The sequence below is a fragment of the Roseburia rectibacter genome (assembly GCF_014287515.2).
In the GTDB taxonomy this organism is placed as follows: Bacteria; Bacillota; Clostridia; order Lachnospirales; family Lachnospiraceae; genus Roseburia; species Roseburia rectibacter.
This window is the reverse complement of sequence record NZ_CP092473.1, coordinates 1,138,449-1,152,489: the sequence shown is the minus strand read 5'-3', so window position 1 is coordinate 1,152,489 and position 14,041 is coordinate 1,138,449. Positions and strand designations below refer to the sequence as shown.

Here is a 14,041-nt window from a genome sequence, read left to right as displayed (position 1 = left end):
CCCCTTTACCAGTAGATCTGCCAGTCTTTCTGCAGCCTCGTCAGCGCCTCCATGTAAAAATAATCGCCCCAGCTATTGCACTCATCCACACCGCACGGATTGCAGGTATTATACGGCGAACGGTTCGAATATGTGCTGTGCAGTACGATCCCGTTGGATTTTTCAAAATCTTTTACCGCATAGTTCCGGTATACAGAACCAATAAATTTTTCCGCAAGATCCCGGTAAAATGCCGCCTCCTCATCATATAAGTATTTTGCCATCTCAAGCATTCCGCACGCTGCAATGGAGGCGGAGGAAGAATCCCTCGGCTGTGCATCACCATCCGAAAACTCCAGATCCCAGTACGGTACGAGATCTTTCGGCAGATGCTCTATATAATATTTACTGACACCACGGAAAATATATTTGTATTCCTCTCTTTTTGTATAGCGGTATGCGAGTGCCGTTCCGTAAATTCCCCACGCCTGGCCTCTCGCCCAGGCAGAACCGTCCCGGTAGCCCTGACAGGTTGCCCCGTGATCCGGATTTCCAGTTACCGGATCAAAGAAAAATGTATGCCAGGTCGAAAAGTCCGGGCGGATCACATTTTCAAGTGTGGTATGTACATGCCGGTCAGCGATCTGACGGTAACTCTCATCTCCCGTTTCCTGTGACGCCCAGTAAAGCAGCGGTACGTTGAGCAGACAGTCTATGATCAGCCTGTAATTTTCCGGCTCTCCCATAGCGCCCCACGCCTGGATAAATTCTCCCTTTTCCTGAAAACGGCTCTTTAACTGGTCTGCCGCAAGGAGCGCCGCTCTTTTTCCCGTCCCGGAACCGGTCAGCTTATAACCTGCGACACAGGATGGTGTATACAAAAATCCCATATCATGATGATCCACACAGATCTTCTGCTCGATCCGGTGCAGGAAATCCTGCATCTGGATCTCTGCCGCCTTTAACAGAACGTCCTCCCCGCCATATTCATAGGCAAGCCAGATCTCCCCCGTCCAGAATCCCGTCGTCCACTCCACGTTGTCGATTGGACGGTAAAATCCATTTTCACTGTATGCATTCTGAAATTTTGTCGTAAATTCCGGCAGAACACGCTTTACCTGCATGCAGGCAGATGCTAGCGCATCCTCGCGCTCCTCTTTTGTAATCGGCATAACGCCTTTTAAATTATTCTTTGTCTTCTCTGATAACTGCATATTCTTCCCCCATTTTCTTTTCAACAATGATTTTTTTCCCTTTCACCGGTACACAGAGCCGAAACTCCCTGATTTTCTCCGGGATGTGCGGTGTCCAGTAATATCCATCCTTCTCTGCCGCATCGATATGTACCCCCGCGATCTCCTCGATCAAAATTGGGACCGGTGCAGATGCCCAGGGGTGGCACAGGCTGGTATTCCATTTCTGGTCTTTCCCCCATGCCTCAAAACAGGTCGTTGCACCCTCGCGCAGCATGTTGACCCATCCGTGTTCCCCCTCATTGACCAGCAGCTCATACACCGTATCGTACTGTCCGCGTTCTGCGAACACACGCAGTACAAAATAACTCAGCATCACGCCGCAGGAAAATCCCTTCTGTTCCATAAATGTCAGTATTTTCTGTTCATCCGCTTTGGGAAGTAAATGAAAGTACATCGCATAAACATTCGAATGCAGTGCCGCGTGGCTGCTCGTCTCGCTGTCCGCTAAAAGTCCTGTCTTTTCCCGGTAAAAAGCGTTCCTGTATGCTTTTTTAATTTCTTTCGTCTGATACGGCATTTCCCTTCCACAGATCTCTGCCAGCGTATTCTGTGTCTCCATCGCCCCGATGTAGAGTGCATTGATCACATTATGGCAGCCTGGCGCCACCACAGGTCTCGTCAGTGGAAAATCATATCCATCCCGCAGATTTTCCGGCCAGTCCACAAGATTCCATTTGTCAGCGACCTGCTCTAACAGACCATCCTCCCTCGCATACTGCGAAAAATGTTTTAAAATCCCATCTGCGATTCCATAATAACGGTCCACCGTCTCTTTCTCCCCGGTAAAACGATAATACAGCAAAAGGAGCTGCGAATACAACAGTGAAAAATCTGCGATCTCCTGCATCAGGCCGCCCGGCGCAACCGCAAGCAGTCCCGGACAGACTCTCGCTGTCTGTGCGAACTGATTGATGCATTTCAACAGCATATCCGTCTTTCCAGTCAAAAGTATCTGCGCGTGCGCCGTCACGACCGCATCCCCTAAGTACTGACCTTTTTCCCTTGTCGGGCAGTCCACATAATTCTCCTGTGTTCCAAGCCGCACCGTATTTTTACAGATCCGAAAAATATTTTCCAATGTTTTCTCCTCTGTCTTTAACTCACACAGTGACTCACCCATCGGATAATGCCTTACCAGAAAACGGATATCTGACAGTTTAACGCCCCCGTCCGGCACGATCTTAACATACCGGAATCCCTTGTAATCATACGGATCAAACTCACATCTGCCATCCGCCAGCGTCCAGATTTCTCTGTAACAGCAGTTGCACCGCATGTCATAGCGCACACTACCCTTCCCGTCCAGTTCCTCCCCGTAAAACAACTTCACCTGATCGCCGTCTTTCCCCTCCGCGGTGAGCAGGATCATGCCTGTGATCTCCTCGCCCGCATCCAGAAGCATCGAACCATCAGGATCTTGTCTTATCACGGACGGTGTGATCTGATGTATGTGACCGTTATGATCTGCACACTTGTGCTCTAGCTTTGCCGGTTCCAATGGCTGTACGGCATCAGAGTGCAGCTTTGTCGGTTCTAGTGGATGCTCATTACCAGCGTGCAGCTTTATAGTCCCCAACTGATATTCCATGTAAGAGAGCATCTCCGTCGGCTGCTTCGTCAGCGTGTAATCTGCCCACACCGCCGGAACGGGTTTCTCCCAGCCGTCCGCATCAAACCCGGTATTTTTCCACCCATACGGGTATTTCCGGCTGTCAAAATTTTCTAAAAACTGTGTCTCGTATCCGACTGTCTCTCCCTCATAACAGTCCGTTTTCAAAAAGCAAAAAGAAACCGGTATCTCCTTTCCCTTTTCATCCCACAGCTCCGCCGCAAAGGCAAAACGCAGATCCCCGCTGTTCCACACACGGTTCACAAGTCCCTGATAATACAGATGGAGTGCCAACACATGCTCCCCGGCAGCAAGTGTCCCCAGTTCCAAAACATTGTAATAATACTTCGTATGATATGCCGCGGCAGGTCCTTCCCCCATAAACGCTCCATCCAGATATGCCTTATAATGGTCATCGGCTGTGATCTTACAGAAAATCTTCTGTGCACGCTCTAAAGTAAAATACCCGCGCACAAACACATGGACATTTTGTAATTCTGCCGTTTTTTCTCCTTCAAAAGCTGGCTGGACCTGTTCTTTGTGAAAGAGATTAACGGGCAAGGCATCGGCAAACTCCGGTATGGTGAGCCATCTGGCATCCCATGTTCCCTTTTTCTTAACTTTCTCTCCCATATTTCCCCCATATACAAAAACAGGGCGTCCCCGACGCCCTGTCAAATTTTTACTTATTCTTCTGACACTTCTTCAACTTCAAGTCCCAGTTCTTCCAACTGTTTTTTATCCACGATACCAGGTGCCTGTGTCATCAGACAGGATGCGTCTTTTACCTTCGGGAATGCAATGACATCACGGATAGAATCTGCGTGTACCATGTGCATTACCAGACGGTCAAGTCCATATGCTAATCCTGCGTGTGGCGGAACACCGTATTTGAATGCATCTAACAGGAATCCGAACTGCTCATGTGCACGTTCCTTGGTGAATCCAAGCACTTCAAACATCTTCTCCTGAATATCATCCTGATGGATACGCACGGAACCACCGCCAAGCTCTGTACCGTTTAATACGATGTCATATGCCTTTGCACGCACACTGCCCGGATCAGAATCGATCTTGTCCCAGTCCTCTTCCATCGGCATGGTAAACGGATGGTGCATTGCCATAAAACGGTTTTCCTCGTCAGACCACTCTAACAGCGGGAACTCTGTTACCCATAAAAAGTTGTACTGGTTTGGATCAAGCAGATCTAACTCTTTTGCAAGTTCAAGACGAAGCGCTCCAAGCACGTTCCATACAATCTTATTTTTGTCTGCTGCAAATAATAATAAGTCTCCCGGCTCTCCCTGCATTGCAGAAACAAGTGCCTTTAACTCATCCTCTGTCATGAATTTTGCAAAGGAAGATTTGTAAGTGCCATCCTCATTCACTGCAAGGTAAGCAAGTCCTTTTGCACCGTAGCCTTTTGCAAACTCAACCAGCTTATCGATCTTTTTACGCGGCATGCCGGCCTGTCCTTTTGCATTGATACCACGGACAGAACCACCATTTTCGAGTGCTCCTGTGAATACGGAGAATCCGCAGCCCTCTACAACTTTGGATACGTCACAGAGTTCCATGCCAAAACGTGTATCCGGCTTATCGGAACCGAAACGGTCCATTGCTTCCTGCCATGGCATTCTCGGCAGCGGCAGTGTCACATCCACACCGATTGCTTCCTTGAAAATATATTTAAGCAGTCTCTCGTTGACATCTAATACATCTTCCACATCCACAAATGCAAGTTCCATATCTGCCTGTGTAAATTCCGGCTGACGGTCTGCACGAAGATCCTCATCACGGAAACATCTTGCGATCTGAAAATAACGGTCGTAACCGGAACACATTAAAAGCTGTTTGTAAAGCTGCGGTGACTGCGGCAGTGCATAAAAATGTCCCGGATGGACACGGCTCGGTACCAGGTAATCCCTTGCACCTTCCGGTGTTGATTTACATAACATCGGAGTCTCAATCTCAAGGAATCCCTCTTTTGCCATAAAGTCACGCATCAGATATGCAACTTTGCTGCGGAGCATCAGGTTCTTCTGGATATCCGGTCTGCGCAGGTCTAAATAACGGTATTTTAAACGGACTTCGTCTTTCGTCTGGCTGTTCTCCTCGATCTGGAATGGAGGTGTCTCTGCCTCGGATAAGATGCGGATATCGGTTGCGATCACTTCGATATCACCAGTCTTTAAAGACTCATTCACTGCTGCGGAACGTTTTTCAACTTTTCCGGTTACCGCGATCACATACTCACTTCTTAAACGCTCTGCCTTCTCATATCCCTCTTTGCCGACGCTCTCTTCGTTAAATACGAGCTGTAAAATACCCGAACGGTCTCTTAAGTCGATAAAGATCAGACTTCCTAAATTTCTTCTCTTCTGTACCCATCCCATGACGGTTACGGTCTCACCGATATTCTGATTTGAAACCTCGGTACATCTATGGCTTCTGTGTAAGCCTTGCATTGATTCTGCCATTACTGCAAACCTCTTTCCTTTTATTTATTAAAAAATTCTACAATCTCGAAGAGATTATTCTCTCTGTCATTAAACTTTATTTATTGAAAAACTCAATGATTTCGAAGAGATTGTACTTTTATCCGATATCTATTTATTGAAGTATTCTACAATCTCTTTGTATCCCTCGGCGTCTAATTTTTCCTTCTGGAATTTTTTATTCTTGTTCATGCGGACAACCAGCACCTGTTTGCCTGCCGCACGTTCTTCCTGTGCTTTTCCGATGATCTCGCCGAGCTTTTCTGCCGGGCATCCCTTTTCGATCAGGTATGCTACTTTCGGTCGCTGTGTCGGAACCGTAAATCCGCTCTCCATCAGAAGAAGGATGATACGCTCAAAACCGATGGAAAATCCACATGCCGGCACATCCTGTCCGGTAAATTTGCCAACCATCTTATCATAACGTCCACCGCCTCCACAGGCTGCGCCAAGCTCCGGCATGGAAATCTCAAAAATGGTTCCGGTATAGTAGCTCATACCACGAACCAAAGTCGGATCAAATACCATTTTAAAGGAAGCCGCCTTTGCCCCCTCCACGGTATCGATGATCTCTAAAAGATTGCGCTCCACCTCAGGATCTAAATATCCCTCCAAAGTCTTTGCAAGGTATTTGATGCCGTTTTCTGCTTCCTCAACACCTTTAAAAAGTGCAAGGTATTTCTCGATCGACTCTTTTGCATAGCCCTCTTTTTCAAGTTCCTCTGCCACACCGTCAAGTCCGATCTTGTCCATCTTATCTAAGATGATAAATACAGTATCGAAATCTTCCTCTGCAAATCCACTGTATGCTGCCATCGCCTTTAAGATCCGGCGCTCATTGATGCGGATCTCGAAATTCTTAAATCCGAGTTTTCCGATCGTTGTAGTCGTTGCTAAGATCAGCTCGATCTCTGCAAGGTTCGTCGGCTCTCCGATAATATCGATGTCACACTGCATAAACTGACGATAACGTCCACGCTGTGGGCGGTCAGCTCTCCAGACATTTCCCATCTGAATCGCCTTAAACGGAGATGGAAGATCATTTGCATTATTTGAATAAAAACGAACTAACGGAACAGTCAGATCATAACGCATACCAAAATCAACTAAATCCGCTTCTTCTTTTGCTTCAGCGACTTTCAGCTTTTCACCGCGCTTCATTACCTTAAAAATCAGTTTTTCATTTTCTCCACCCTGTTTATTGCTCAAGTTTGCAATATTTTCCATACAAGGTGTCTCGATCGGCGTAAATCCGAAACTGCGGTAAGTCTCTTTGATGACTTGCTGCACATAATCCCGGATCTGCATCTCCTCCGGTAAAATATCTTTCATGCCGTTGACCGGCTTTTTACTTAATGCCATGAAATTTCCTCCATCTTCTGTCTGAATATCCTTTGCCTATTATACGTTTCACAGTTGTATACGTCAAGAACTGTCCTGTGTACAGTACAAAAAAACTTATTTTTATGTTACTTCAATGTCATTTCGTTAAGTTACAGGGTTAGCCCCTAACTGGTGGTCTAATCCAAATTTTTTCAAAAAAGTTACCAAAATTGAAGAGTTGTCAAAACAGTACCTGATGAACACCACTACTTTGAAATCCGTTTTCAAAGCAGTCTATGGAATGCCCATCGCTTCTTACATGAAAGAATACCGTATGAAGTTGGCATCGAATATGCTGTTGCAGAAAGATAAATCTATTTCGGAAATTGCCGCCGCTGTGGGATATAAAAGCCAAAGTAAATTTACATCGGCCTTCCGAGATATATTTCAGATATTACCTACTGCATATCAAGAACAAGTATCCTATACAAATGCACTTGCAAACGCTTGAAATTATAGGATTTAAGGAGTCTGTGAAGAAATCAAATACATAGCACTGTAAAATCAAAGTAAATATTTCGATCAACAGAACCTTTTATGACAACATCTCTTTCACACAAGTACTTCGATAATCACTTGGTGATATTTTATATCTTTCTTTAAATACTCGGTTAAACGTTCTCTGACTTTCAAATCCACTATCCAGACAAATATTTGTAATAGAATCACTCGTATTTTCCAAACGATGGCATGCATAGTTCAGCCTTGCATCGTTAAGATATTGATTAAAGTTTCTATGGAATGTCTTGGAAAAGAGTCTGGATAAAACATATTTGCTCACGCCCAGGTCTTTTGCCATCTCTTCCAACGAAAACTTCTTCTTGAAATTTGCTGATATATAGGAAACTGTCTGGTAAATAAGATCGTTGCTCCCCACACTGCTCTTTTCTACCAAATTTAATTTTCCTATGCAGCGTGCCAACACAATTTGAAGATATGCCTGTGTAACAGTAATATCCGACTGTTCTGTCTCTAAAATTGCATTTATAACCCTATATACCTCCGGTTCAACCTTTTCCGCTTTGATGATTGGGTATTCAGGAGCCATGGATTGCATGATATCTGCAAATTTGGCTATCGCAAATGGCGATGCAATCAGATAAGTCGCTTTATTTACACCGGGTGTCAGTACCTGATAGTGATGAATAACATCTGGAAATACAAAGCCTATATCTCCTTTTTCCATATGGTATAGTTCCTGTCCGACACCAAGTTCTAATGATCCACTTGTTACACAAACGATCTCCAGTGCATTATGAAGATGTGGTTCAATATGTTTTGACTTCCTATTTATTGCTATAATCTCCTCTTTTGTGTCAACATATTTTAACTGCATGAAATACTCCCCTTTGCAACATTTGTCTATATCTTCTTTCGATTTGGCAAGCAATCCTTTTACACCTATCTTATAATCAACTTGTAAATAAGGAAAGGAGGAATTGCAAATGAGCAACCTAAAAAAATATCTGAATGACCTTTTAGTATTCTACACTGAATATTTTGAGCATCCTTACCATGTATAAATACTAAAAGGACTATTTATAGAAAAAAGCACTGTCTCATCGAGCAACGACCAGACAACGCTTTCTCCTGTCAATTCTAATTTATGTCTGATGCATCTGTTACTTCATCTGCAGCAATTCCTTTTTCTGCTTTCAGTTTTTTATTTGCATCTTCTACATTCATTCTTGAAAGTACAAACATAATCAATACATCAAAGATTAACGGAAGCCAAAGATACATGAACTGCATCATATCAAGTGCAGACTGTGGCTGAGTTGCATTTGTTCCGACATATCCACTGAACTCAAGCATCCATCCAACAACAGCGGTTCCAATACCTCCACCGATTTTTACACCAAGAGAAGTACAAGAGTACATCGTTCCGTCAATTCTCTTTCCCTGCGTAAGATAAGTGTATTCAGAGCAAGATGCGATAACTGCATTCATATCTCCCTGCCATGGTCCCTGACCTAAGGCTGCAAGAGCTGTAAATGCCATCATCAGCGGAACACTGCCCATATATCCGGCAACAACAACAAGTGCTCTACCGATGACTGCTAAGACGTAACCTCTTAAGTTCAGTTTATACATACCTTTCCACTTACCAACTAATGTCGGTGTGAAAATCAGGGCAATGATCAGTGGAATATTTACTGCCCATGCAAATTGTCCAAATAAATTCTTATTTTTCAGTACCCATGTCATGTAATAAATGCCAGCTCCAATCATGGCACCATATAACTGCTGTAAAATATATGTTCCACAAATCATCATGTAATATTTGTTTTTGACAAGAAGCTTGAATGCCTGTACTATTCCATACTTTTCATTATCATTCTTTACTTCTCCTTCATTAAGTTCTTCCTCCGGAAGTTCCTTAACAGAAAGTGCTGAAATCGTATTTACGACCAGACCAATGATTGCATAGATAATAGCAACCGTTCTCCATGCCGCAGCATCTCCACCACATTTATCTACAAATCCAACTGTAATCGCCTGAATCAGAAGACTTGTTGAAAATGCAAAAATAAAACGGTAAGATCCCATCTGTACACGCTCTTTGCTGTTCTTTGTAATCAGTGACGTAAGTGCTGAATAAGCAATATTGTTTGCTGTATAAAACACACTATTTAACAGTGTATAAGAAATAAAGAACCATACATATTTAGCCGTTGTTCCCAAACTCACCGGTACTGCAAAGCAGCCGACCAGCGTAATGGCACAACCAATATATCCGTATAGCATCCAGGGTTTCGCTTTTCCCATTTTACTGTGTGTTTTGTCAATCATTGATCCAAAAAATATATCCGTAAAACCATCAAATAGTTTTGATACGGCAATCAGGGTACCCACGACACCTGCAGCAAGTCCTACCGAGTCCGTCAGATAGACCATCATAAAAGATGTCAGGAACGCATAGACTACATTACCTGCAATATCACCTGATCCGTATCCAATTTTGTTATACCATTTCAAATACTTTTTTTCTTCCATCGAATTTCTTTGCTCCTCATCTTCATCGCACTTAGAATCTCAATATGGCTAACCGTATGATATCCAATTCTGTTTTTTTCTCTGATTTTGTCTGATTGCTCTGTATATCCGGACTTTACATTACAATCAGACTCTCTTTCCTTGTTTACGGGTTACATGAAACTTTATTATCCCTTTACATACGGTATCAGTGTAAACTGGAACCGGAATAATACATCATCAAATCGGTACTGATCCAATACAACTGGGCCACAACTATTAGAACCAATGCCATTTAATGCGTAGTCAACACAGAATACTACACTATCTGATTCTATTAATTCATAATTATGCATTTTCTTCTCAAGTTCTTCCTGCGTATAATAAGAAGCATTGAATGAGAAGGCATTTTCCGCGGATACCACAATTCCATATCGACTGTTGTTAAGTTCTACATATTCACAATCATAATGGCTTCCATTTTCCTGTGGACGGATATAGTCCTCGTGTAAATCCCCTACATCTGCCCGGTACAAACCGTGGCTCGCAGCCTGATGTTTGTCACAATAGCTTTCCTGTGGTCCCATTCCAAAGTATCTTACAGCTGAAATTTTTTTATCCAGGAACATCCTCACACCAAATCTTGGCAGGTCCGGGAATTCATCATCTTTTGTTACTGCAATATCTGCATCAATCTTTCCAGCAGCTTCTATTTTCCATGTAATCGTCACATCAAGAATCTTCTGTACTGTCTCTGCCACAACGGAAGCATGGCTTGTAATCTTCACACCATGTTTTCCCTGCACAACCTCTGTCGTATAGGCTCTTGTGTAAGCCTTATCATAATGGGCTTTCTTCCATTCAGACTTGATGTACATATCGTTATCTGTGGGAGCTCTCCAAATATTTAATTCCATCGGATGGTTCAAGTATTCCCGCCCTGCGAATTTCATCTCTGTAAAGAGTGCAGTACGTTTGTCTATGGTATAAGCAAATTCACGCCCCTTGATATGAATCTGTGTATCATTTTCATTTACCTGTAATTCAGAGTCCACTACTGTTTTTGGTATCCATTTCTCTGCAAGTTTACATTTTGTATCCTCTTTACTTACCTCAATTTCATCAAATCCAAGAATATGGTCTTCATCCAACAGTGGCAATTCTTTTTTCAGATGGTAAATAAGTTTTAAATAACATTTCCCATTCTCTGGAACATTGATCTTCAGGTTTGTTATTCCTTCCCCGTGTGGTGCCACAGAAAACTCCGGAAGTATGCCTTTGCTGATCACAAGACCATCCTGGGTCAGCTCATAACTAATCTTCACATAATCTTTCAAGTCATCAAAATCCATGTAGTTATGAAGCACCAGTTCTCCGCTTTCTTTGTTATAGGAAATAACTCTTGCCGGGCGATAAACATTCTTGTATTCCAAAAGTCCTGTATGTACCGTTCTGTCCGGATATACTAATCCATCCATACAGAAGTTGCCATCATGAATTTCTTCGCCATGGTCGCCCCCATAAGCATATATAGTCTTTCCATTCTCAGCAGTTCCATGAGCAATCGCATGGTCACACCATTCCCAGACAAAGCCGCCGCACATTTTATCATTATCCTGAATCATCTGGAAGTAATCTTCAAAATCTCCAGGTCCGTTTCCCATGCTGTGACAGTACTCTACCAAAAGGAAGGGTTTGCTTCCATCTTTATCCAGATATTCCTGAATTTCGGAAAGCGCTGGGTACATCCGGCTGTACACATCCAGATTGCTGTAATCATATGTTTCATCATAATTACGGTATCTTGCACTCTCATATTGTGTGATACGGTCTGGATCAAAAGTCTTTGTCCATTCCAGTGCTTTTTCAAAGTTGCAGCCATAAGCACTCTCATTTCCCATTGACCACATGACAATACAGAAACGGTTTTTGTCACGTTCCACCATGAGTTTTACGCGATCAACGATTGCCTCTTCCCATACCGGATCATCTGCAATCTTCTCATTCCATCGTTTGAACCGATTGTAATCAGTGTCTTCTTTTCTGTAGATCATAAATGGACCATGAGCTTCAATATCTGCTTCATCTATTACCATGAATCCATACTTGTCACACATTTCATAGAAAAATGGTGCGTTCGGATAGTGGCTGGAACGGATCGCATTAAAATTATGCTGCTTCATTAACGTAAGATCGGTTGTAATCTGTTCCGTATTGATTGTAAATCCAGTAACCGGATCAGAATCATGTCGATTGACACCACGGAATTTAATCTTCTGTCCATTTAAATAAATAACCTGGTCTTTAATCTCTATCTTTCTTAATGCAATGTGATCTACAATTACTTCATTCTCTGTTTCAAGAATCATTTTATATAGATATGGATTTTCTGTATTCCAAAGTTCCGGACTTGCGATTTCTAATACAGCTTTTCCTTCTTCAGCAATACTTCCTAGTGCTACAACTGCTCCATTTCTATCTTCAACCGAAATTTTTACATTTAACGGAGAATAGAATTTCATTTCAATTTCTACTTTCGCAAGCATATCCTCAATTCTTGTTTTAATATGATAATCACTGATTGCCTGTTTTGGGCGTTTCAAAATGTACACATCCCGGAAAATACCACTCATACGGAATTTGTCCTGATCTTCCAAATAGGAACCATCACACCACTTCATTACCAACACTGCCACCGTATTCGTTCCATCCTGAAGTACATCGGTAACATCAAACTCACTGGTCATATGCGAAACCTGGCTGTATCCTATGTAAGAGCCATTGATCCATACGTAAAAGCAACTGTCTACTCCTTCAAAGTTCAAAAAAGATTTTGGCGCTTTCTCATCTCTACTGTACTCAAAAGTATGTACATAGGCTCCACACGGAATGTCCTGTGGCACATATGGTGGATCAAACGGAAATGGATACCGGATGTTTGTATACTGGTGTGTATCATATCCAGCCATCTGCCATACACTTGGAACCTGAATCTCATCAAAATTTTCTGTATCATAATTCTTCTCAAAGAAAGAATCCTGAATGTCATAGATGCTGTTAAAATACTGGAATTTCCAAGTTCCATTCAATAACTGCATACGATCTGACTCTTCTCTGTGTTCCACCAGGTTATCCATTCTTCTGGATGCCGGAATATAATAGGCTCTGGCTGGCATTGTGTTTTCGTGCAGTACGTTTAGATTTTCATAATAACGTGGTACGATCATAAATAGTTCTCCTCCAATACATATACTTTTTTGTTCTTTGTTTTCCTAAAGCAAACCTTATACTTTACTTTTTGTTTACGTTCCTTAGCTATGCTATATATAGCTTATCCTAATTCGCAAAATATGTCTATGAATTGGATTAGACAAAATATGCACTAAATGATACAATGATAAAAAGTACGAAAAGAGGTGCCCTCCTATGTATTTGAACACCGGTTATTTGAACCACTCACATATGGATTTCAAAGACAAAAGTCGTCCGCTGATTGTCGGTAGCTGTGGTACTTACCGTCTTTCCAGACATCCCAAACTTCCGACCTACCGTCCAAGGGGTCGTCTGGATTATCAGATTATATATATCACTGCTGGTTGTGGGCATTTTCATTTTGATAATGTAAATAATGAAACGATTGTTCCAGCCGGCAACATTGTACTGTACAGACCGAAAGAACTCCAAAAATATGAATATTACGGAGAAGATAAGACAGAAGTATACTGGATTCACTTCACAGGAAGCAATGTGAAAAATATCTTACGTCAATATGGGTTTCCGGATAAAGAACGTGTCTTTCAAGTGGGTACATCTAATGAATATGAACAAATTTTCAAACGTATCATTATCGAGCTCCAACGCTGTCAAGACAATTATGAGGAAATGCTTGTCCTTTTGCTACGTCATCTTCTGATCAGTTTCCACCGGGAACTGACAAGAGAGCACATATTAAAAAATGAATATCTTGATCATGAGATGGATAATGCTGTTACCTTTTTCAGTGAAAACTACAATCAAAATATCAATATTGATGATTATGCTGCCTCACGAGGCATGAGTGTCAGCTGGTTTATCCGAAATTTCAAAAAATATACCGGTTCTACACCAATGCAATTCATTGTGGGAATCCGCATCAACAATGCTCAGATGTTACTTGAAACAACAACTTATTCCATCAATGAGATTTCTAAGATTGTCGGATATGATAACCAGCTTTATTTCAGTCGGCTTTTTCACAAGTTGAAAGGATATTCGCCGAGAGAATACCGAAAGCTGAGAAACAAATTCTGAAATCCACAAAGAGGATACCACCGAATTATCAAAACAATAATTTGTAATAT

The 14,041-nt window shown here is 42.4% G+C and carries 9 protein-coding genes; 2 read left to right on the top strand and 7 right to left on the bottom strand.

Annotated features, from left to right (window positions below):
- Positions 1-5: 5 nt before the first annotated feature.
- The 4 genes from H8S51_RS05465 to hisS all read right to left on the bottom strand — a co-directional run bounded on the left by H8S51_RS05465 (position 6) and on the right by hisS (position 6,704).
- Positions 6-1,193, bottom strand: coding sequence for a glycoside hydrolase family 88 protein (locus tag H8S51_RS05465; RefSeq protein ID WP_015521229.1), 1,188 nt, complete (start codon positions 1,191-1,193; stop codon positions 6-8).
- Entirely contained in the window at positions 1,165-3,477 is a 2,313-nt protein-coding gene (locus H8S51_RS05460) for a family 78 glycoside hydrolase catalytic domain (protein ID WP_186899067.1), read from the bottom strand. Before H8S51_RS05460 ends, H8S51_RS05465 begins: the two co-directional genes overlap by 29 nt.
- A gap of 53 nt (positions 3,478-3,530) precedes the next feature.
- Positions 3,531-5,324 carry an aspartate--tRNA ligase gene (aspS, locus tag H8S51_RS05455; protein ID WP_055193418.1) on the bottom strand — a complete coding sequence of 598 codons (1,794 nt, stop codon included), beginning with the start codon at positions 5,322-5,324 and terminating at the stop codon, positions 3,531-3,533.
- Between the two features lie 129 nt (positions 5,325-5,453).
- Positions 5,454-6,704 carry a histidine--tRNA ligase gene (gene hisS / locus H8S51_RS05450; RefSeq protein ID WP_015559878.1) on the bottom strand — a complete coding sequence of 417 codons (1,251 nt, stop codon included), beginning with the start codon at positions 6,702-6,704 and terminating at the stop codon, positions 5,454-5,456.
- Between the two features lie 199 nt (positions 6,705-6,903).
- On the opposite strand from hisS, the gene H8S51_RS18390 reads away from it, so the two are divergent.
- Entirely contained in the window at positions 6,904-7,176 is a 273-nt protein-coding gene (locus tag H8S51_RS18390) for a helix-turn-helix domain-containing protein (protein WP_334299120.1), read from the top strand.
- An 84-nt stretch (positions 7,177-7,260) separates the two neighbouring features.
- Here H8S51_RS18390 and H8S51_RS05440 read toward each other — a convergent pair whose 3' ends face one another.
- The 3 genes from H8S51_RS05440 to H8S51_RS05430 form a co-directional block, all read right to left on the bottom strand.
- Positions 7,261-8,061 carry an AraC family transcriptional regulator gene (locus H8S51_RS05440; RefSeq protein WP_015559876.1) on the bottom strand — a complete coding sequence of 267 codons (801 nt, stop codon included), beginning with the start codon at positions 8,059-8,061 and terminating at the stop codon, positions 7,261-7,263.
- A gap of 263 nt (positions 8,062-8,324) precedes the next feature.
- Complete coding sequence (locus H8S51_RS05435; protein WP_015521224.1) at positions 8,325-9,722, bottom strand: MFS transporter; 1,398 nt, start codon at positions 9,720-9,722, stop codon at positions 8,325-8,327.
- Positions 9,723-9,889: 167 nt separating this feature from the next.
- Entirely contained in the window at positions 9,890-12,928 is a 3,039-nt protein-coding gene (locus H8S51_RS05430; RefSeq protein ID WP_186899069.1) for a glycoside hydrolase family 2 TIM barrel-domain containing protein, read from the bottom strand.
- A gap of 199 nt (positions 12,929-13,127) precedes the next feature.
- Between H8S51_RS05430 and H8S51_RS05425 the strand changes: the two genes are divergently transcribed.
- Positions 13,128-13,991, top strand: a complete 864-nt coding sequence (locus H8S51_RS05425; RefSeq protein WP_015559873.1) for an AraC family transcriptional regulator — start codon at positions 13,128-13,130, stop codon at positions 13,989-13,991.
- Positions 13,992-14,041: the final 50 nt, after the last annotated feature.